The organism is Paenibacillus sp. TY11, from assembly GCF_059772165.1.
The window spans coordinates 34,748-56,188 of record NZ_JCBAIQ010000012.1 but is presented as its reverse complement, the minus strand read 5'-3'; the positions used below and the strand labels follow the sequence as shown (position 1 = coordinate 56,188).

19 protein-coding genes are annotated in these 21,441 nt (G+C 44.5%); 10 read left to right on the top strand and 9 right to left on the bottom strand.

Going from position 1 to position 21,441, the window contains the following annotated elements; genetic code table 11:
• Positions 1-76: 76 nt before the first annotated feature.
• The 3 genes from ribD to AC6EJC_RS15135 form a co-directional block, all read right to left on the bottom strand.
• Entirely contained in the window at positions 77-1,177 is a 1,101-nt protein-coding gene (ribD, locus tag AC6EJC_RS15145) for a bifunctional diaminohydroxyphosphoribosylaminopyrimidine deaminase/5-amino-6-(5-phosphoribosylamino)uracil reductase RibD (RefSeq protein WP_444954688.1), read from the bottom strand.
• The gene (locus tag AC6EJC_RS15140; RefSeq protein WP_444954687.1) at positions 1,174-1,938 is read right to left on the bottom strand and encodes a GTP cyclohydrolase II; all 765 of its coding nucleotides are present in this window, start codon (positions 1,936-1,938) and stop codon (positions 1,174-1,176) included. The genes ribD and AC6EJC_RS15140 overlap by 4 nt, the downstream gene beginning before the upstream one ends.
• A gap of 136 nt (positions 1,939-2,074) precedes the next feature.
• On the bottom strand, positions 2,075-3,172 hold the full coding sequence (locus AC6EJC_RS15135; protein WP_444954686.1) for an FAD-dependent monooxygenase: 1,098 nt from the start codon (positions 3,170-3,172) through the stop codon (positions 2,075-2,077).
• 251 nt (positions 3,173-3,423) lie between these two features.
• Between AC6EJC_RS15135 and AC6EJC_RS15130 the strand changes: the two genes are divergently transcribed.
• Positions 3,424-3,759 (top strand): winged helix-turn-helix transcriptional regulator, encoded by a 336-nt coding sequence (locus AC6EJC_RS15130; protein ID WP_444954685.1) that lies wholly within the window; start codon positions 3,424-3,426, stop codon positions 3,757-3,759.
• A 179-nt stretch (positions 3,760-3,938) separates the two neighbouring features.
• Here the strand turns inward: AC6EJC_RS15130 and AC6EJC_RS15125 are convergent, their stop codons facing one another.
• A complete protein-coding gene (locus AC6EJC_RS15125; RefSeq protein WP_444954684.1) occupies positions 3,939-4,331 on the bottom strand; it encodes a winged helix-turn-helix transcriptional regulator in 393 nt (130 codons plus the stop codon).
• Between the two features lie 189 nt (positions 4,332-4,520).
• Here AC6EJC_RS15125 and AC6EJC_RS15120 point away from each other — a divergent pair, with 189 nt between their 5' ends.
• Complete coding sequence (locus AC6EJC_RS15120) at positions 4,521-5,039, top strand: DJ-1/PfpI family protein (RefSeq protein ID WP_444954683.1); 519 nt, start codon at positions 4,521-4,523, stop codon at positions 5,037-5,039.
• A 196-nt stretch (positions 5,040-5,235) separates the two neighbouring features.
• The gene (locus AC6EJC_RS15115; protein ID WP_444954682.1) at positions 5,236-5,937 is read left to right on the top strand and encodes a YoaK family protein; all 702 of its coding nucleotides are present in this window, start codon (positions 5,236-5,238) and stop codon (positions 5,935-5,937) included.
• Here AC6EJC_RS15115 and AC6EJC_RS15110 read toward each other — a convergent pair.
• Positions 5,934-7,121, bottom strand: a complete 1,188-nt coding sequence (locus AC6EJC_RS15110; protein WP_444954681.1) for an alanyl-tRNA editing protein — start codon at positions 7,119-7,121, stop codon at positions 5,934-5,936. The genes AC6EJC_RS15115 and AC6EJC_RS15110 overlap by 4 nt on opposite strands.
• 240 nt (positions 7,122-7,361) lie before the next feature.
• On the opposite strand from AC6EJC_RS15110, the gene AC6EJC_RS15105 reads away from it, so the two are divergent.
• The 3 genes from AC6EJC_RS15105 to AC6EJC_RS15095 all read left to right on the top strand — a co-directional run bounded on the left by AC6EJC_RS15105 (position 7,362) and on the right by AC6EJC_RS15095 (position 10,584).
• Positions 7,362-7,895: a MarR family winged helix-turn-helix transcriptional regulator gene (locus AC6EJC_RS15105; protein WP_444954680.1), complete on the top strand. Its 534-nt coding sequence runs from the start codon at positions 7,362-7,364 to the stop codon at positions 7,893-7,895.
• 135 nt (positions 7,896-8,030) lie between these two features.
• The gene (locus AC6EJC_RS15100; protein WP_444954679.1) at positions 8,031-9,350 is read left to right on the top strand and encodes an HlyD family secretion protein; all 1,320 of its coding nucleotides are present in this window, start codon (positions 8,031-8,033) and stop codon (positions 9,348-9,350) included.
• Positions 9,334-10,584, top strand: coding sequence for an ABC transporter permease (locus tag AC6EJC_RS15095; RefSeq protein ID WP_444954678.1), 1,251 nt, complete (start codon positions 9,334-9,336; stop codon positions 10,582-10,584). Before AC6EJC_RS15100 ends, AC6EJC_RS15095 begins: the two co-directional genes overlap by 17 nt.
• Before the next feature lie 122 nt (positions 10,585-10,706).
• Here AC6EJC_RS15095 and AC6EJC_RS15090 read toward each other — a convergent pair whose 3' ends face one another.
• Positions 10,707-11,267: an NAD(P)H oxidoreductase gene (locus tag AC6EJC_RS15090; protein ID WP_444954677.1), complete on the bottom strand. Its 561-nt coding sequence runs from the start codon at positions 11,265-11,267 to the stop codon at positions 10,707-10,709.
• A gap of 161 nt (positions 11,268-11,428) precedes the next feature.
• On the opposite strand from AC6EJC_RS15090, the gene AC6EJC_RS15085 reads away from it, so the two are divergent.
• Positions 11,429-11,824 carry a winged helix-turn-helix transcriptional regulator gene (locus AC6EJC_RS15085; RefSeq protein ID WP_444954676.1) on the top strand — a complete coding sequence of 132 codons (396 nt, stop codon included), beginning with the start codon at positions 11,429-11,431 and terminating at the stop codon, positions 11,822-11,824.
• A gap of 96 nt (positions 11,825-11,920) precedes the next feature.
• Here AC6EJC_RS15085 and AC6EJC_RS15080 read toward each other — a convergent pair whose 3' ends face one another.
• Positions 11,921-13,510 (bottom strand): alkaline phosphatase family protein, encoded by a 1,590-nt coding sequence (locus AC6EJC_RS15080; RefSeq protein ID WP_444954675.1) that lies wholly within the window; start codon positions 13,508-13,510, stop codon positions 11,921-11,923.
• A gap of 143 nt (positions 13,511-13,653) precedes the next feature.
• Between AC6EJC_RS15080 and AC6EJC_RS15075 the strand changes: the two genes are divergently transcribed.
• From AC6EJC_RS15075 to AC6EJC_RS15065, 3 genes are all read left to right on the top strand, one after another.
• The gene (locus AC6EJC_RS15075) at positions 13,654-14,313 is read left to right on the top strand and encodes a class I SAM-dependent methyltransferase (RefSeq protein ID WP_444954811.1); all 660 of its coding nucleotides are present in this window, start codon (positions 13,654-13,656) and stop codon (positions 14,311-14,313) included.
• Positions 14,270-15,043, top strand: coding sequence for an alpha/beta fold hydrolase (locus AC6EJC_RS15070; RefSeq protein WP_444954674.1), 774 nt, complete (start codon positions 14,270-14,272; stop codon positions 15,041-15,043). Before AC6EJC_RS15075 ends, AC6EJC_RS15070 begins: the two co-directional genes overlap by 44 nt.
• 218 nt (positions 15,044-15,261) lie before the next feature.
• Positions 15,262-16,488 carry a sugar efflux transporter gene (locus AC6EJC_RS15065; protein WP_444954673.1) on the top strand — a complete coding sequence of 409 codons (1,227 nt, stop codon included), beginning with the start codon at positions 15,262-15,264 and terminating at the stop codon, positions 16,486-16,488.
• 8 nt (positions 16,489-16,496) lie between these two features.
• Here the strand turns inward: AC6EJC_RS15065 and AC6EJC_RS15060 are convergent, their stop codons facing one another.
• On the bottom strand, positions 16,497-17,714 hold the full coding sequence (locus AC6EJC_RS15060) for a macrolide family glycosyltransferase (RefSeq protein WP_444954672.1): 1,218 nt from the start codon (positions 17,712-17,714) through the stop codon (positions 16,497-16,499).
• A gap of 248 nt (positions 17,715-17,962) precedes the next feature.
• Positions 17,963-21,289, bottom strand: coding sequence for a pectinesterase family protein (locus AC6EJC_RS15055; protein ID WP_444954671.1), 3,327 nt, complete (start codon positions 21,287-21,289; stop codon positions 17,963-17,965).
• Between the last annotated feature and the right edge of the window lie 152 nt (positions 21,290-21,441).

Here is a 21,441-nt window from a genome sequence, read left to right as displayed (position 1 = left end):
TCCGAAGAATCCCACTGCAACAGCGATCGGAAGATCAACCCCTCCGCGAAGCGCCTTCTCCACCCACAATAGGCACTCATTTTTCCCGCTCAAAATACCCTTCTACTTTCCAGTCCACGCCAACCTGCGTTACGCTCAAATCCTGCAATGCTACCGCATCGCTCATCGCGGACACGCCCTCTCCCCCCAAAAAGCCTGGGGCTGCGCTCCCTCCAACCAGCTTCGGCGCAATATACAGCACAAGCTTGTCTGCCAGTCCTTGCTGCACGAACGAAGCGTTCACCTCGGCTCCGCCTTCCACGAACACCGATGACACCTCGGCTGCCCCCAGAATATCCAGCATTTGCGGCAAGTTGACCCGGTCACTGCTCTCATCCGCTGTCGGATAGACTTTCACACCAAGCTGTTCCAACTGGCTTCGCTTGCCTTCATCATAAGCGCGTCCTGTGAATATCCAGGTCGGCGCCTCCCCATCTGAAATGACACGAGCATCCAATGGAATACGAAGCTTGCTATCCAGAATGATACGAATCGGATTCCGTCCTTCCGGCAGACGAGTCGTAAGCTGAGGATTATCGTGAATCACGGTCTGTACACCGACCAGGATTCCCACATGCTCATTACGAAGACGATGCACATCCTCCCGTGCAGCCTCGGATGTGACCCACTTGCTTTCCGAGGTCCGGGTTGCAATTTTACCGTCCAGCGTTACAGCCGATTTAATCGTAATAAAAGGACGCTTGCTCACGATATATTGGTTAAACACTTCATTCATGCGGATGGATTCCTGCTCACATACTCCGACAATGACCTCAATGCCCGCATCCTTCAAAATCTGTACCCCTCTGCCGGAAACCAGCGGGTTCGGGTCCAGCGCTGCAATCACCACCCGACGAATGCCAGCCTTCACAATCGCTTCCGCGCAGGGGCCTGTCCGTCCGTGATGGGAACACGGCTCCAGTGTTACATAAATCGTCGCTCCCTGAGCATGTTCACCCGCCATACGCAACGCATGAATCTCGGCATGTGGCTCGCCGGGCTTCAAATGAGCGCCGATCCCCACGATGCGACCGTTGTTGACAATGACTGATCCGACGAGCGGATTCGGTTCTGTTTGCCCTTTCGCACTTCTGGCATTTTCCAGTGCCAGGCGCATATATTTTTCGTGAGTGGTCATAGAACCTCCCTGAGATCGGAATCCCGCAAATGTCCGGATCGTTCCACTTTTGTATTCAAATACCGTTCATTATATTGCGACACATCTCCCCAGATCGGCATACGACCCGCCACATTCATACCCGATTTCTTCAAGGCATCCAGCTTTTTAGGATTATTTGTAATCAAAGTTACCGGTTTTTGTCTCAGGTGACGGAGCACACTAATGGCATCCGCATAATTGCGTGTATCATCTTCAAAACCTAATTGGTGGTTGGCTTCAACGGTATCCATGCCTTCTTCCTGCAGAATATATGCCATTGCTTTACTAAACAAACCGATCCCACGACCTTCATGATTAGCCAGATAGAACAATGCACCCGTTCCATGCTCCACAATCATTTTCATGGACTGGTGGAGTTGAAATCCGCAATCACAACGCTTGCTACCAAAAATATCTCCAGTATGGCAAATACTATGCATGCGAACTAATGCATTTTCCGACTGTTGAAGATCGCCGTACACCAATACGCTTGATTGTTGTCCCTCCGCCAAATTCAGTGTGGACAATCGCTTCACAATCGTCTCAGCGGTGGCGTTCAGTAAGTCCTGACGATCTTCCTCATCCCGTACAGGCAACCAGCAGTACCATTGAAAAACAACCGTTTCCCCTTCCAAATTAACTGGCAGCTTGATCGGTCCTACCAAAATCGTCGAAGATTGCTCTCCACGAATGGTTTGAATTTTATCGTTAAGTAGCGTAGCTACATCTTTTGGGTTCATCTCTCTGCACCATCCTTTATATAAGCTCTATATAGGAAATTCCTATTATTTCAAAGGCTAATCGTTGTTGTACAGCGCAGCTATGCTGCTGATTTTATACCTGCTCGTGCTATTTGAACAGCACGAGGATTTTATATCAATAAATTATTTGTAAGAAATGTTCATGAAATGTGGATTCCATCGTCAGTTGCCGTTCCTGAAGCTCCGTTACAGCCAGCCGTCGTCCGTCTTCGAACGCCTTTAGGTCTCCTGCGGTATATCCCTTCTGGCGTAAACGCAGAAGCTCACTGGCCAGCACATCGGCATCCTTCAAAGCTGCGTTCAAGCCAAAAGCTCCGGTAGGTGTCATGGTATGCGCCGCATCTCCAATAAGGATCAGTCCGTTCTGCGCCCATGTGTCACTGCGGCTGCTGAAAATATCCAACGGTACAAAGTCCTTCCATGAACGAATGTGATCATGCACACTATGTTTCAAATCCGGAAAAGTCTCTGTAAACCGTTGTATAAATGGTTCAAAAGATTGCTTAAACAGGGTTGGAAAGCTGCCTTCCTCCACATTCCAGCCAATTTGAATATAGCCCTCAGCCTGCGAGAATAAAGCCAACTGCCCTCCGTTGACCAGTGCCAGACGAGTGACGGGTTCCCACCCGGCAGGTGCCGTGATTTTCGCCCATAGCAGATCATAGCCGTGTCGAATGTTCGTCACAGGCATCTGCGCCAGCTTGCGCACAGTTGAATAGCGACCGTCTGCCCCCACAATCAAAGAACTGTGAATCGTAATCTCATGGCCGTTCTTGTTGCGGGCAGTCAAGCCCGTGTACCCCTGCTCGCCGTCACCTTCCAACGCAGTCACTGTTGTACCCGCCAGGTAACGGAAGGACTCATAGGTTGACGCCTGCTTCAGCACAGCCTCCAAAAATCGAGGCTGTGGAATATGAACCCCCACATTACCATTTACTGAAGCTGGTTTGACCGTCTTCACCTGCTGCTGATGCTCCCAATATTCGATTCTTGTGGAGGCGAGAACATAGTCCTTATGAATTTGTTCGAGCAGCTTATGCTTTTGGATCACTTCCTGACCCTCATCATTTAAAATTTCACCACGGAAAGCTTTTCCGGCTACGCTCTGCCGCTCAACCAATATCGTTGAAACACCCTGCTTCGCCAGTAGACAGGACAACAAAGTCCCTGCGGGTCCCCCTCCAACTACGCACACTTCGCATTCCAACTTCATCTGACTTCCCCCTACGCCCGAACCATGGCCTCAACTGTTAGACCGTACCTGCCAAATTAATTTTTATCGCAGTCATACATATTCATTTTGTTAAACCTTCATATACAAATCTCCGTATCGAATCCAATGAGTTACTTTATGTAACAAAGTATATTTATATCATTCAATTTCGTCAAGTAATAAATTTATGTAAAGTAAAATCATTTACTTTTAACAGTGGATCGTTAATAATAGGAGCATGAGGTGATCACATGAACATTCCGCAGATGTGCCCACGGTTTGAAAAAGCTATGGAGCTACTTAGCAAGCGTTGGACGGTGTTGATCGTATTTCAACTAACTAATGGTCCGCAACGTTTCGTCGCTATTGAGAATTCAATTCCTAATTTAAGCGGGAAGGTCCTTTCAGACCGCTTGAAAGAGCTGGAGGAAGAAGGAATCATACGACGTATGGTTTATCCTGAGAAGCCGGTGCGGATTGAATACTCCCTTACGGATAAGGGACACGATTTAGCTCCATTGTTTGACCATATCGGCACTTGGGCTACACGCTGGATTGAAGTTCTGCCAGCAGTTGAACAGCAATGATCCGTATTGAAACAACACACGGCTACAGCTATTTTTCCTAAACTAACATGAAAAAAACACAAACTGCTAACATGCCAAAGAACGCCTTTGCCCTAAGTACAATTCGTACTCGTAGTGCAAGGCGTTCTATTTTCTTATAAAGGATCTCTAATAATTCACCCATATATCACTTCCATTATTTAAACGTCTTCCTCACCGCTGCGATGCATTTCCTCACGAATGGATTGCACTCGTTTTTTCCCCCAGTCATACATCATCTCCACAATGGGTAAAATCGTCATCCCCAGCTCGGTCATCGAATACTCCACCTTTGGGGGCACCTCGGGATACACTTCCCGATGTACAATACCGTCCTCCATCAATTCACGCAGCTGATTAGTCAGCACTTTATGCGATAGCTTCGGAAACAGCCTTTGCAGGTCACTGAAGCGGTGCGGTCCTTCTACACCCAGGTGCCATAAAATGACGATCTTCCACTTTCCGCTTAACACCGACAAGGTTAGTTCCTTTTCGCAGTTATAGTCTCCGTTGACGATCTTCTCCCGTATTTCTTCTCTTAGCGTATCAGACATATATCAATTAACTCCTTCTAAATCATCATGGTCTTGCACTCTAATAGTAACCTACAGGTAACCTCCGTACTTGAAAGTGCATTCTTCACAGCCTGACGAAGCCATCCTACAATAGTAGATATCGTTACACATTAGTAGATATCGTTACACATTAGTAGATATCGTTACACATTCAAGGAGGAATGAAGTATGAGTAAAAAAGCTCTTTTTATTATACCCCCCGAGCGTTTTAATGAGGATGAATTGTTTAAACCGAAGGAAGCGCTTGAGCAAGCAGGCGTTACTGTGACGCTAGCTAGTACAAAAACAGGTGAAATCATGGGTGACTACAACGGTAAAGCAACCGCTGATCTTATTTTTACAGACGCTGTGCTGGCTGATTATAATGTGGTATCTGTGATCGGTGGATCAGGAACAAATGACCATCTGTGGAATAACGCGGATCTCCAATCTCTGTTGAAACAAACTCATGAGCAAAAGACTCTCTTGGCCGGCATTTGCGCAGGCTCTGTAGCCGTGGCTCAAACCGGACTGCTCTCTGGTAGAACGGCTACATGCTATCCAGTGGATGTACAAAAAGATCAGCTCCAATCGCATCAAGCCGAATATGTGGCGCAGCATGTCGTTGCGCATAGCGACATTATTACGGCCGACGGTCCAGATGGCGCACAGGCATTTGGCGAAGCGCTCGTTCAAGCCCTGCGATAAGCACCCTTTAAAGTCCCGTGTGGGGACTAAAAACGAGCATCCCCAAAGAAGCCGCTTCACGTCCTTTTCATTTACATGGGACTTGATGCGGCTTCTTTGTGCCATTTTCATACTGAAGTGACTAATTTAATTGTACGGTTCTGGATTGACGTGCTAACTTGAAAGGATCGACGTTTTAGCATAGGAGGCTTATGCCGTGATTATGAAAGGCAAAATCCATTTACATCAGGTAACGTCCGAATCGTTACGACTGGGCGCCATACTATCATTAGTAGGGGGCTTTTTGGACACATATACCTTTGTTGGAAGAGACGGTGTTTTCGCCAACGCACAGACAGGCAATATCGTGCTGCTGGCTATCAAAATCATTCAGGGGAACTGGATTCAGGCGTTAGCCTATATCCCGCCCCTAATCGCCTTTTCGCTGGGCGTTTTTATTGCTGAAGGGATTAAACGAAAATCAACCCACCGTTTAACTCCGGACTGGGCCCGCGCTATTATTTTACTGGAAATTGCGATTTTTTTCATCGTGGGACTGATTCCGCAAGGAGTTCCCAATACGGTAGTGGTGGTGATCGTCTCGTTCGTCGCTTCCGTACAAATGACTTCCTTCCGCAAGCTCATTGATGTGCCGTACACCTCTACTGTCAGCACCGGCAACCTCCGATCAGCTATAGAGGCTGTGTATATCGCCATAACGACCAAGGACACGAACGCTGCCATTCGAGCGATGCGTTATGGTGTCATCTTGGCAGCCTTCTTGGTCGGGGCTTTGCTGGGGGGATTTCTGACTTTGACGATTGGAGATAAAGCCATTTGGGGCGCTGTTGTTGCACTTATTTTTTCTTTTATTTTATTTACAGAAAAGGAAAAGTGGAAGCTTCCCCTACGCCACTAATCCTCCATTACATCCTGAATGAACTGCCGCTGGGCCGTTTCAAAGAAATTCAAAAGGTCTTCGCGGGACGAGAATGCTGCCTGAGCAGATTGGTTGCTACCGCCCCCCTTACCGTGAAACGCGCCCAGATTCTCTTTCAAAAATGCTCCGCAGGCAACAGACTGGGTGCCGTTATGTGCCAGAATGATTTTGTTTTCTGCTGTTGTGGCAAATAAAACAAGCACATCTTGCTCAGCTGTCAGCTTGGTAGCCAATTGCTGCATGTCCTGAAGGGATTTTTGTTCGAATACATGAGCAAGAACATGCCCCTGCACAGCAGATAGCAACTCTTTCGCCTGGTACGAAGCATTTTCCTCTTGTAGGAGCTCCACTTGCGCCTTAAGCTGCTTATGCTCCTGCTCCCACTTTTCGAATCGGGTCAAAATATCTTTTCGCCCGGTATTGAACTTCGTAGATAACACGTCCAATATCTGAACACTATCGTTAAAATCCTGGAGTGCACGAACGCCACATTTGAAATGGATTCTCGCCATCCCCTTCTGCTTCTCCCATTTCAAACATTTGATCATTCCAATTTCCCCGGTCTGAGCCACATGTGTACCGCCGCAAGCATTATATTCAATGCCTTCGATCTCAACAATGCGAATATTTTCCGTCACTTTGGGCGTTTTCACAAGCGGGATATCCTTCAATTGTTCATTGGTTACAAAATAGCTTTTTATGCTGCGATTACTGTAGATTTGCCGATTTACTTCCTGCTCGATTGCCGATAGCTGCGTAGGTGTTACATCCGAACAGTTTACATCAATCGTGGCGTACTCTTGTCCAAGATGAAAGCTTTCTGTACGCGCACCCAACAACTCCAGACAAACCGCTGACAGCAAATGCTGTCCGCTATGCTGCTGCATATGATCAAATCTGCGCTCCCAATCCAATTGGCAGGTCACCTTCACATCTTCCGGCAAACGTTCTACCTGATGCCAAATATCCTCATCTTCCAGAACAACATCTAATACACGGATTCCCTGAATCGTTCCTGTATCACACGGCTGACCTCCTCCATGCGGATAAAAAGCCGTTTCCTCCAACATAACCAAATATTTTCCGTCTCTTTCCATGCTCTGTGTAATATGAGTGTCCCACTCCGTAAGATTTGGAGCAGTGTAGTATAATTTTGTCGTCATTCCAGGTTCCTCACTTTTGAGTATCATATCTACTGCGATATCCACTTTATTATCAAGCACTTCATTGTAAATATCAATGTAGGGAATAACTTGAACTTTTGCACGAAGAACCTCTATGTGGTGAAGAATCAGCATGACGATTAACAAAATTTAGCTTGAAATTTAAATTTGGATAGATTAAGATTAGTCGGCTAACTAATTTGTCGATTGGAACATACTGTAAGAAGAAAGGAGAACCCTATGGATTTTGATTTACGGGACTTGCCCACTCGTGAGGCGCTACAAGAATTTTCTAAGCGTATCCCTGAGATTGATGTAAGAGCGACGGAAGCTATGCTATTTTTTATGCGAGTATCATCCAGTGTTTTCAAAGTCAGCTTTGAGGGCTTTGAGAAATTCGGTATATCTCATGGTAAATTTTCGATATTAATTCACCTGTATCGCAACATCAATACAGGGTTTCTGGCTACAGAGCTTGCGGAGAAAGTAGGGGTTAGCAAGCCTACCGTTACCGGTCTGCTGGACCGCCTGGAACGCGATGGGCTAATTATTCGATCCATTCATCCTTCCGATCGCCGTATGAGCATTGTTAAACTGACCGATCAAGGAACAGAAATGATGGAAAGATTACTGCCTATACATTTCACATGCACTTCCACACTTATGAGCCACCTATCCACCGATGAAAAAGAGCTGCTACTAACATTACTGCAAAAAGTAGAAAGCGGCATCCCTCAAGCACAAGAGATATATAAAGCAGCAAAGCCAGAATAAGTTTTAATTTTATATTTTAGTTAGTCGGCTAACTTTTCAATTATTAAATAAAAGAATAAATAAAATGTACATATCAGGATATTTATTCGAGTCTATGTTTAACCCATTTTATGAATTTAAGGAGCGCATTTACCCATGAATCGCACACAAGTCACCAGCCTCATCATTCCTCTCATTTCTATTGCCTGTCTTATCGGCGGGGGTTTCCTGCTTCAGACCAACGGACAAGATCAAGTCAATGCTTCTCGATCCGTTAAAGGCACAACACTAAATTCGGATAGCATTCATGTATCTTTTGAACAAGTAAGCGGCAAGGTCCTGACCATCCCTGTTATAGAAGAAACTAAGGTAAAAAAAGGAACTGTCCTTATGACCCTGGATTCCAAAGATGTAGATTTGCAAATTGAGCAACTGCGAACACAAATCGCCCAGTTCAATACGCAGATCAGCCAACAACAACAATCAATCAACTTAGGGTATACACGGGCTGCAACTCAGGAAAAGCAGGCACAGCTGGATATCGCGCAAGCTCAAGTCACTCAGAGCAAAAGTCAGGCGGCATTGCAGCGGGCACAAGCGGCTGAGCGTCAAGCCACCGCTGCGGAACAACAGGTCAATAATGGTGCTCGGGATGAAGATGTTCAGCAGCAACGAATTGCCGTAGCTTCTGCTACCAAAAACTTTCAGACGGCTCAGACCAACTACAAGCGTAATAAAGCACTCTATGATGCAGGAAGTGTATCCAAAGCGGCGTTGGATGATGCCGAATCCTCATTGACTTTAGCAACCAATCAGTTGAGCCAGCAAAAAGAGTCTCTTCAAAAGCTACTCCATGGCGCCACCCCCGAAGAACGAATGCAGGCCAGCGAGCAGACGACACAAGCAGCCGTTTCGGTAAAACAAGCCGAGGAAGAAATTCGTGGTGCCCAATTATCCGTCGATCGTTCCAAAACCCAACTGGAAACCATTCAGCAGAGCCGTCAACAGTTAGCGGATCAGAAGCTGGCAATTGACCTTTTAAAGCAACAAAAAGATACACAGGAAGTTCAGCTTAAAACATTGCTACTCAAAAAAGAACGCCTGGTGTTAAAAGCACCGCAGGATGGCAAGGTTACTTCGATTAGTACAAAAGTCGGCGAAAATGTGGCGCAAGGAGCTCCTGTAGTCACCCTGGAAACCAACGATTTATATTACGATCTCTATGTGAACGAAGAACAAGCGGGGAAATTCAAGGCTAATCAAGAAATTAAAACTCATGTATCTACTCTCAATAAGGACTTGAAAGGTACTGTACGCTATGTTACTGCTGCGCCACAATTCGCTAATGTAAAGATGTCCCGTGAAAAAGGTGAGGCAGATACCGCTACATTCCAAGTACGTGTATATGTAACAAGAGAAGCATCTTTGCTACCAGGCATGACAGTTGAGGTGAATACTAATGAAATCTCTTCGTGATGAATGGACGTATCTGGTTCACTCCAAGTATCCGATTATAGCCATCATTTTCCCGTTGATTGCAGTACTGGGGTATTCACTGTTGCTCCCAAGCAGCCAAATTAACGATGCTAACGTGGTAGTGGTGGATCAAGATAACACAGCTTACAGCCGTGAGTTCATTCAGAAAATAGATGCTTCTCCGTATATGAACGTAGCTGAGATTGTTTCGTATACTGACAACCCTGAACAGTATTTTTATCACGAGCAATATTTGGCTGTTATTTCCTTGCCGCATGGTTTAGAGGACAATCACAATCGTTCCCTTTCCAGCCGCGTGGGCCTAATTCTCGATAATACCAATGTTCAATCTATTACTTCGATTCGTACAGCCATGCAGGAAATTAGCGTTTCCGAGAATATGGAGCTGTCTGTTCCAGCTATGTTGAAAACCGGGATGAACGCAGAACAGGCCCAGGGAGCCCTTAATGGTATCGCCTTGGAAGTGCGTTCCCTGTTTAATCCAACGAATGATTATCAGAATACTACGATACTTGCATTCACTTGTATGTTCTCTTTTATGATACTCAATATTAATAGCCTACCTCTGATCGCCAGACTCCGGGTTTCCAAGAGGCTGGCTGCCGAGCTGCAAAATCCGTTCAACATCCTGCTGCGTATGCTTCCTTATACGCTGTTTTCGACGGCTGGCTTAATCTTCTCTCTCGGGATGCTCAAAGTGTTTGGGGGAGGCCGTTTCGAGGCCAATCCGATTCTCTTTATGATTCCGGTTGTCCTGTATGTATTCGGTACCGTTTGTATCAATGTCCTGGTTGCATGGGGCGCTGCACATCCAGGAGTAGCCATCGGCAGAATGGTTATTATACTCATGCCTGCTTTTGTTCTCTCGGGAGCCGTTCTATCAAGGTCACTGTTTCCGCCTTTAGCGATCCAAATCGGTGATTTCTTCCCCTTTGTATGGATGTACAAATTCCTGCGTACCATGGGGCTGCGTGGGGCGCCTTTGCAGGAGATGCTTCCCGAACTCGGTTCTCTGTTACTATATGTCGGTGTACTCTCCATGCTGGTTATTGCCAGAGCGCTGTGGGAAAAACAGAAGCTGGCCAAGCTCACCACGGGTACTGCTCCTGAAATGGGGGCAACACATCCCGTTGTCCCAGCAAGCACACCTAGCGGCGGATTACCTGTGCAAGGGGCACCGTCAGTACGTATGCATGAGCCTATAAAAGGATAGAGTCTCGTCTATAAAATAAAAAAGGGTTAAGTGCCGTCTAACGAGCCTTAACCCTTTTTCAATAATCAGGATTTTGCAAAGTCCTCAATAATATTAAATCCTCATTGTTATCAGAATAAAATTCACTTATATGCCCGACCTAATTGATAAGCGTGCTCCAGTAAACCTTCAATGTATTCTTTCGATTCGGACAAAGTATCATAGAAGAACTCCACCTTGGACTCTCTTACTCTTGCGTAACCAGCAATGGCTTTATTCAAATATTGAGTAACCAAATCGTGATATTCATACTTGATCAGATGTTCTTTAGTCCCTCCCGCCAAGCATATCCACAAAACCTGCTTCGTCGTAAATTCCTGAAGTAAACCTTTGTTCCAGACTTTATCCAGGTACCCTTTTAGCATGGAAGGGACACTGTACCACCATAGTGGAAACACAAAGACCAGAGCATCCGCAGCTGCAATTCTATCCATCTCTTTCCGCGTTTCAGGAGCATATTGTTTATGGGTCGTATTCCAATCCAGCTCATCTGCAGCGCTGTACACCGGATTGTATCCATCCCGATCCAAGTCCAAAATATCTATCTCGTGCTTATTCTCTTTCAATCCCTCTACAAAACGATTCATGACCGCAAGGGTAAGTGAATCTTCTCTAGGATGCGTGACGACCAATAGAACTTTCATGTATCCGTAACCTTCTTTCTCCTCATAATTGGTGAACCCTGTCTACAGATGCTATTATGGATGTTATACATTAAAGTGTGAAGTACGCACTTCAATGTACTGTAGGTACTTTAAGGTTCCTTAGTGCCTTTTGTACTACAGATCGGAGAGGGGGAAAGTCTATGGAAGACAAAGCCAAAACCTATATGCTCGGGATCGAGGCAACTTTGGAGGTCATCAGTGGAAAGTGGAAAGGCATCATCCTACACCATTTAACCAGCGGCAGAAAACGTACATACGAACTTCGTCAACTCATTCCGAAAATCACCCAAAAAGTGCTCACCCAACAGCTTAGAGAGCTTGAAAAGGATGGAATCATCCACCGCATCATTTATAACCAAGTTCCCCCCAAAGTGGAATATGAGCTTAGTGAATATGGATGGGATTTTAAAGATCTGCTTGATCGTTTTTGCTTATGGGGAGAAGATCATTTGGATAGGGTCTATGGAGATAAAACAAAGGTGCTGGAAGAGTATTCCGTGAAGGAAAAAAACGCCAAACAAGCACCACCTCTTTAAGGAGGCGTGCTTGTTTGAAATGCTGTACTACATGCTCGTTGCTTGTACCTTTATAACGCTCCTGATTACCGTTAAATGCTTCTTTCAGTATAATTTTTATCCGTTCACCAATTGCATAATCCAATCTTTTATATCAACGATTCGCAGTGTTCTGGGCCGTGTATTCGTTCCGGAAATAATTAATGGGACAAGGGAATCTTTTTCATGCAGCGAACCATGAGCTCCCCCTCCGATGTGGGTAGGAGAACTTTCACCGACGAGTTCATATCCGGGTTGGACCGTGACGACAACGTATTTTCCTTCATGAGAATTCATTGCCCCGTATAACCTCGCCAAAACGTCAGGATATTTTCCGTACTTGATCCGGTTGTTATTTATCGTAATATCCACAAGGTCCTTTTCGCCCGATAATGTCCATGATTGTCCATATTCATCGGTGAATTTTCCACCGGGACGATAATAAAACAGGGTACCCTTTTTCCCTCCTGTAACACGAATATTATTTTTATCGTCTTTCATTGCGATGATATCGAGTTTTTCCTCTTTTTGTAAATTCTTCACTACATCGGATAACTCGACGTTATCATTAATCGCATAAACATAAGCCATTCGTTCATTCGTGGAAATGACAATTTGATCTTCTTTTTTTACTGATTGATTTAACTGTGCTATGCGGTAATGGTTCAACAGCGGCTTTAGCTCTACCGTTGCTGCCTGTCGATCATCATAAACAGCGCTTTGCGCACTGTCCCCCATGACAATCCATATAGCATTTTTTACAGCCTGTTCCCACGAACCGTATGCGTTAAGCACGCCTTGCAGCGCTTGATCCGCTTTTTCAATTCCCTCCAGCTGAGTCGGACCTTTTTTATGCACCGAACTATCATTCTCTGGAAAGTATGCGATGGTTACGCTTGGAAGTTTTTTTTGATTGATTAAAAAAGCGATATCTTTTGCGGAAAACTCGTCGTTCATCCCGAATTTTTTCCACGGAGGAGTATTCCAGCTATTCTTTGGATCCAGTTGTGCAAAAGTTGCATAGGAAAACCATTTAGGTCCTGTTATTCTCAATTGTTCTGGAACACGGTTGCTGTTCGCTATGAAGCGAGGTACTTTTAAGTCATGTTCCGTTCTTCCTCTAAAAACAATAGCGTTGATTGATGCCGATTCTTTTCCTTTGTCGGCCAGCTCTTCGTGAATTGTTTTCGTTTTTTTGTTCAAATGAACTTGATTTAACTGATAAATAGCATCCATAAATACTTGCATTTGATCTATCTTTAAGGCTTCTTTGGCACCATTTCCGTAGAAAATCATTCGTTTCCTCGGGTCGCTGTACCACACAAGTCCGGGTACATGATGTTGATCTGCATACGTCCCCGTTAAAAAAGTACTGTCGATCGTCACGGACATCGTGGGAAATGAACTCACCACCTGCGGGAAGTATTGCCCTTTTTTAATAAGATACTGCATTGCGGGTGCATGGCCTTGTTGAATCGCATCTTGCAATGGCTTATTCATTAAAGAATCAATCATGATGAATATGACAGGTTTGGCCTTATTATTCACTGGGATATGGGACTTGATGCTTTGTTGATTTAGCTGTTGACTGGAGTCCGCCCTGCAACCGACGATTAGTAAACTTAAACTTAGCAGTAGTAGAATCGTGATTTTATACTTTATTCCCATTTGTGTATCCCCTTCTTTGAAAAACACAATTCCCTTGATTTTTTTATTTTTGCTTACACTAAAAAAAATTATTCCGAAATGAATTTTTTTGATCTAATAGGCCAAATTATCTTTAGTGACTCGAATAATTAGAAAGATGGTGAATTCCCATTAACATTCCGTTCTCACCTAGACTTTATCATTGGTTTGTCCGTCCGAAATGGTTTACTAAAAAATATATCCATGATCATGTACATTCCCATTTTTCTTTTGATGGCCAAACTGTACTGGATTTTGGCTGCGGTACTGGGGCAAATTGCTCCATGTTTCACCCGTTGTATTATGTTGGGATTGATCCTGACGCCCAACGAATTGATTATGCAAAGCGATTATATAGCCACCATACATTTCAAGTATTAAATAGTAAGAAGTTCTCATTTGATAATGAGTCGTTCGACTACATACTTATTATCGCTGTATTACACCACATTTCTTCGGATGAAATATCAAGTTACATGAAGGAATTTCAAAGAATTCTAAAGCCTAACGGAACCATTGTCGTTATGGAACCCTGTTTATCCAAGAAAAAACCGCTATGTAACTGGTTTATGAAATGGTACGACAACGGGGAGTATATTCGTAATGAAAAAGAATATATTCGATTGTTTAGAGATCAGAATTATGATTGTAGGGTCATAAAACGATTCCGAAAATGTTTTTTATATCACGAGTTATTTTTTTCAGTAAAACCAAAATCTTCAATGGGAGAGGAATATAACAATGACTACTACAAACATAAACGGATACTCGATGCACTATATTGATTCCGGAAAAGGGTTCGCCATCCTCTTCATTCACCCTCCGGTACTCACAAGCTTAAATTTCACATACCAAATCCAAGGGCTATCGCCTCATTTTCGAACGATTGCTTTTGACATCAGAGGACACGGTAAGAGTCAGCCTTCCAAACAGACCGTTACTTACCCTCTAATCGCCCAGGATATCAAACAGTTGATGGACCGGATGAGCATAGATAAAGTTTTTTTGTGTGGATATTCTACCGGAGGCTCGATAGTGCTTGAATTTCTCTTGACCTATCCGGATCGGGCATGGGGAGGCATCGTGATCAGTGGAATGTCGGAAGTAAACGAATGGCGACTAAAAAACAAAATTTCTGTGGGCATTGCTCTCTCCAAAATCGGAGCAGTCGGCACGATTGCGATTTCTAATGCTTGGTCACAAACGAAACAGTTATCTTTGTTCCGTAAGTTATTCAATGATGCGAAACAGGGAAATCCCAGAAATGTCGAACAATATTACCGGTACAGCTTGAAGTACAACTGTACCTCACGGCTCGGGGAAATCCATCTTCCTGTCCTGCTCGTTTATGGTGAAGAGGATAAACACTTTCATCCTTATGCCAAAATATTAAATAAACAATTGCCGAAGAGTGAACTTGTTTTCATAAAAAAAGTTGATCACCGCCTTCCTACGAAGGCCGCCGGACCATTGAACGAACTGATCAAGCAGTTCGTAGACCGCTTCAGCCTTTAAGGCAAACCCTACAGGATAATTCCACTACACATCTACACCCCACTCCTGATACCGTATCTTTGCCTGTATATGACCTCGCATATGACCTGCTCATCAAAGGAAAAAATAATATATAATATTTTATACAATGTAAATATACAAATTATGCTAAAGTCATATATAGTTTAGATAGGATGGATATGTTTCTGCTTCTAAAACTGAAGGGGTGTAAAAATGAAATGCTAAAGCGTATTCAAAATCTTTTCGTTATCCCTAACTACCCATTATTTATGATCTGTATGTTATTGCAAGGCATGGCTATATCGATCAGCGCACCTTTTTTGGCTGTATATTTCACAACTACACTGGGCGTATCTGTTGGAACCTTTGGTGTTTTTACAGCTGTGACTTTGATTTGTGGTATATGGATAAGCTCTCTGATTGCCAAACGTTCTGATACTGGATTAGATCGCAAACAAATTTTGGTTATTTGTACGTTATTTAATGCGATAGCATTTGCAGGATATCTTGTAATCCAAAATTTTTATGTACTTTTTGTTTATATGACTATCTTTACGGCCATTGGTGCTCCTGGGATGCCGCAGTTATTTGCCAGTGCACGTGAAGCAGTAGATCGCAGTAAATCTGCGGATCACGCCTTTGCTAATTCAACGCTTCGGTCTATGTTTTCTCTTGGCTTTATTACCGGGCCGCTTTTTGGTTCCTTTTTGATTGCACATACCGGCTTTAAAGGTATCTTTATGGGAACGACCTGTATTTTTGTTCTCATTGCTGTTCTTCTATTCTTTTTTATCAAGCAGCCTCCCGCTCAGCATAAACATAAGAATCAACTTTCACTTCATAACATTACATTACATAAAAATATTGAGATTCTGATCCCCTTTTCAGTTCTTACTCTGCTCTATACGTCTCACTGGATGAATAATTTGAATATATCCTTGTTCATCATTCACAATTTAAAAGGGGACACGAGTGACGTTGCTCTAGTATCCAGCATTTGCGCAATATTAGAAATACCCTTGATGCTCATGTTGGGCGTACTTGCTGCTAAATACTCCAACCGTCTGCTTGTATTTTTAGGGGCATTAACAGGGGTGATCTATTATCTCCTCGTCCTTATGTCTACGGAGATGTGGCAGCTATTCGTGGGGCAGCTTCTTCTAGCCTTCTTTGTTGCAGTGATTTCGGCCATTGGCATCAGCTACATGCAGGATTTGTTGCCATCTCTTCCTGGGTACGCCTCGACGCTGTATTCCAATGCGACAACCATCGGAAGACTGGCGGGGAGCTTGATGGGCGGATTAACCGCTCAATGGATGGGGTATCGAAACTCCTATTGGGTATGCTTGGCCCTGATCCTCTGCTCCCTTGGTCTTCTGGCGATTTCAAAAAAATTAGAGTTTAAAAAATCGGCTGCTCTACAAGAAAGGAATCACAGTCTATAGTCTAGCAATTATTTTTCTATTGTGGAGAAATGGCTCATAATGGTATCCGCCGCATGTCTATACCCGCCAGCCTGCCGTAATGATTCGCCGATCACATGTGCCTGCTGTTTATAGGCTGGATGACTCAATACTTCTAATAAGGCAGCTCTCAAACTAGCGGGTGTAAGCTCATTTTTATCCACAACAACACCCGCTCCCAGTTCCTGCACCCGACTGGCTACGATCGGCTGATCCGATGTTAAAGGAATCATGACCTGCGGCACATTGTAATATAGGGCTTCACTTGTACTGTTCATCCCCGCATGTGTAACAAAAGCGTCCACATGCTGAAGCATTTCCAATTGCGGAATATAAGGCTTGATTATAAAATTGTCAGGGATACACGGGGCCAATGGCTCCATATCTGTATAATTGCCTGAAGACAGCACAAACTGCACAGGCAAATCGTGAAATGCTGCAAAACAAAGCTTATAAAATTCCAAGTCTTTATTCAAAATAGTACCCATTGAAATGTAAACCGCCTGTGGATGCAGAACACGAAGTTGTTCGAACGGGAAAGATGGAGCATCTTTACGTGGTACAATAGAAGGACCTGTAAAAATAAAACTGTGATCCAGATTTTCGGCTTGCGGTTGAAAGTAGCGGCTTGTGTAAACTATTTTTAAGCGCCCGCCATGAGGAGCAATCTCTTCTATAGCCGGAGCGTCAACCTGAAGCTCATTAGCTAGTTGATGCGTTATTTGCATCGTAGCCGTGTACAACTTTTTTACCTCCGGATCATTGTCATTCATGCCTTGCCCCGATCCCAATGGCTCTACGAAAGCAAAAGAAGCGATAGAGCACACAGCAGGGATTCCTAGCTTCTCAGCAATAATCGTGCCTCCCCAGCCCATCAAAGAATCATAGATTAAATAATCATAGGTTCTGTTTTCAATAACTCTCAAAACCTCTGGAATAATCGGAAGAATCATACCTTTTACCATCATGTACACAAATTGATAATGATGTTTGTATTCTGCTGGCTTTAAATCAGAGTCTTGGGAAAAAGCATCATCAACAAAAGGGTAGGTTATCATTTGGGCTCCTGTCTGTTGTATTCTCGTGCGATATTCTTCCGTACACACATAGTCAACTTTCTCCCCACTGTCTACCAACCTCTTAACTAATCCTAGTGTCGGATTAACATGACCTTCAGCAGGCGTGATCACTACTAACACACGTGCCATACTTTACACCTCCGAAATCAATAATAAATTTCAATTCGCAATAAATGTAAGATTGCTTCTTGTAAAAAATATCACCTACTATATGAAGAGAAAAGTAAATATGGATCATACACTTAACATAGCGAACATTTACCATATAAACAAGTATTTTTAAATATTGAGAATTAAGTATGTATCCTACTCAACACACAAATAAGCGAGGCTGAACGCTAGAAGCGTATGCCCCGCTTAACCATTGAACATCAAATTTAAAGGCGCCAATTCCAATGATCTGTCCCGCTCAGGACAGCTTCTACGGTGTACTGGCTTGCTTCTTCGGCAGTAAGCTGTTTGGCCCACGGTACACGCCCGGTACTTACTGCACCTGGTCCATAGTTGTCGAACTCTCCAAATCTTGCGGTCTGCTCATTGGACTCCTTACCCCAATTGTTCCAGCCGCCCGGCTTGATATGGTCATCCATATACGTCTTCAGAAAAGTAACATGAGCGTAAGGGCGCCATGGCCGCCCAAGATCCACCTTGCCTGTCAATCCATCTTCCGTTGTCAGACGACATTGAGTAAATACAAAACCCGGCTTGTTCTCTTCGGTTGAAGCTGCTGTCACATATCCGGCACGCAGGCTGTGTATAATCGAATTATCAAACACGGCAGGTGAATTGCCAAATATAAAATCAACGCTGCCACTGATGTAACTGTCCTTAAAATACTGTCTACCACGGTTCACAAGCAACGTATCCTGTAGACCGGTAATTTTGACATTGTGATACTTACCACGATCACCTTCGGCATATAACGCTACAGCCTGCACCTGCCCAGTCCCTTCTGTATTGGCAATCGTCACATTCTCTAACACAAAATCAGGACTTTGCACACGCATTGTATAACTGTTGCTTGTTCCTAATTCTTTTCCGTCCACCACCGTTTTGGCCGTATCATCAAAAGAAATGATCGTTTTTTCCCGATCTTCTCCGATAATGCTCAGATTTTTTTTGGAGGAATTCACCTTTATTTTTTCACGATACGTACCGTTTTTGAGATGGATAACTGTCCTTGTGTTGCTGTTGTCAGGGGTCGCGTCAATAGCTGTCTGGAGAGATGTAAAGTCAGCAGGTCCATAGGTCGATACAACCACGCTAGTGGAAGGAGTTCCTCCTGACTCTGTCAGCTTGCGGATCGTGACATTGCTGAATTCCGACGTATTGTAATTCCACACATCGTTTTGTGGTTTGGATGCATCGGTAGCTAATCCGAACAGTAATGGTTGATTATCCGGTAAGTCCATGACCGTTTCACCTACTTTCTCCCAGTTCGTCAGACCATCTGCGGATACCCATCCGGTGAGCTTTTGCCCTTGTCGCACAAGACGGACCGAATATGGTGTTGGAATAAATGTTTTCATAGATGCACGATTGGTTTTACCATCCGTTTGATCACGACTGATAAGAGTACCCTGTTTACCATATTTAACAAATGCTAAAGCCATAAAAGCCATTTTTGATCCAGGCTTCAGTGATTCACGAATCATTACACCCGCTTCGGCATTATCATCCACAGGGGTAATTTTCTCCACACGCGCTGTAATTTCAGCGTCTCCCTCCCATTTCTGATAAGCATAATGGAAAAAGTCGGCCTTATCGTCAACGTCTCCTGCTGATTTCAATCGTATGCTGCTGCCACTTCCGTCTTCTTTTAATACCTGAGTATGCCCTTTTATATATCCGTTGAGGCCCTCTGAGCCAATCTCTTCACTGAGCCAGCTTCCCGAAGGTGTGGTCGTGTTGACGTGAATGGTAACAGGATTGGAAAAGGTAGCCGTCCCTTTGCGGTCGGTCACCCGTGCAACAATATAATGGGTACCGTCCGTTACATGGTTCCAATCGAGATGATAAGGCGTAGTCTCTACTTTACCAGCAAGTTCACCGTCAATAATAAACTCAACGTGAGCAATACCATCTTTGTCCTTGGCCGTTGCTGTTATTCTGGCATTATGTCCTGCTTCCAAAATATCGTTATGCTTCAGTGAACGTCCGCTTGCATCAGACACCTGAACGGCGGCCTCCGGATTATCTACCTCTTTTCCATCCGACAGCTTCTCGATTAGATCATTTAAATAGACCTCCAGATTCGTATAGCCCTTGGTAAAATGAGCATACGCCCCTGTGCCAGCAAGCTCCTGACTGTTACGGTCGTCTGCATTATTGGGGTCCAGCCCATTGGCACGTTCCCATTCATCCGGCATTCCATCATGATCACTGTCAGAAAGCTCCGTCGTGGTTACGTTATAATCATCGTAAATCCCCCCTGCTTCACGCGGAGAGTTAATAAACGCACCCGTTCCATTCTTCACATCATTCATAATTCGGGCGTCCACCGCATCTCTTCTTGGCAGCGTGGCTCCCGAGCTGGAAAGCACCTCAGCGTATGCGGTCTGTGCATCTGTCGCTTGGTATGGACCATACGCATCCGGTGAAATTCCGTTGTCGTATTCCCCTCTGACTTCAATCGGCTCCGCCAGGCGGGTGGAAGGGTCAATAATCGACCCAATGGATGTTCCAAGCTGCCAGTTGTCTTTAGTAACCGATTCGTTGCCGTACATGTAATTACCACCAATAAACATGCGTGTTTTATATTTTTCACTACCTACGTCCACAAAGATTTGACTACGAACGTCCTGATATGTGTTGGGGCCATACTTATAATAGTTATTCAGCACATTGTACGATCCTTCACCCCCACCGTATGAAGAGAAAAATCCCCAGTTATAAATGACATTATTGGTCATTTCCACAGCGTCAATTTCTTTTTTATCAGTCGGAAAACGCGGGTTACGGCTTGCATTGTGAGCTAACAAGTTATGATGATAGGTAGAATTCCGCCCGCCCCATATACCGCCATAGCCATGGCGGCCTTTCTGGTGCGTGGTCATTAGCATACTTTCGGACGCTATGGACCATTGTACAGTCGTATTTACGTTGTCATACAGGCTCAGTATCTCATCCACCGACCAGCTAAAGGAGCAGTGATCAATCATAATGTTTTTATGGTATCTGGCTCCCAACGCGTCATCCTCACTGGGGTAACGATCGGTCAATCGGAAACGCAGGTAACGGAGAATGACATTATCTGCATCAATCCCTGTCGTGTAATCGCTTACAGTTATGCCGTCGCCAGGAGCTGTCTGACCAGCAACCGTCAGGTTGTTTCCCATGATTTTAAGTGGCTCCTTGAGATGAATAGTTCCACCCACCCGGAATACTACCGTCCGATTATCGGAACTGACCGCTGCACGAAGAGATCCCGGTATCATCTGCTCCCCTTTGCCGTAGTCTGCCAGCGTGGTAACTTCGTATACTTCACCTCCGCGTCCACCGGTAACATATTTACCGCCCCCCTCAGCCCCCGGAAACGCCGGAATATCCGTCGTCACTTTTGACACCTTAGCTATCTCTGTCCCAACCGCCGCCTGACTCCCGGCACCATCCTCCGCTTGGATCAGTGGCGGGCATAAGGTCAACAACAATGAACCCACTACTACATTACATAACACCTTTTTCCATGTACGCTGCTTGCTCATATCCTGTTTCCTCCCTAAGATTTTCTTTCACACCAGCGCATATTTAAAAAAGCATACTATCCGAGACGTACAGAAGTGTCTTCACCTCCTTTCATTGCGATTCAGAGGAGTCCACCGACTTTCTTGTTGCAACAAAATGTGTTCACAGTACT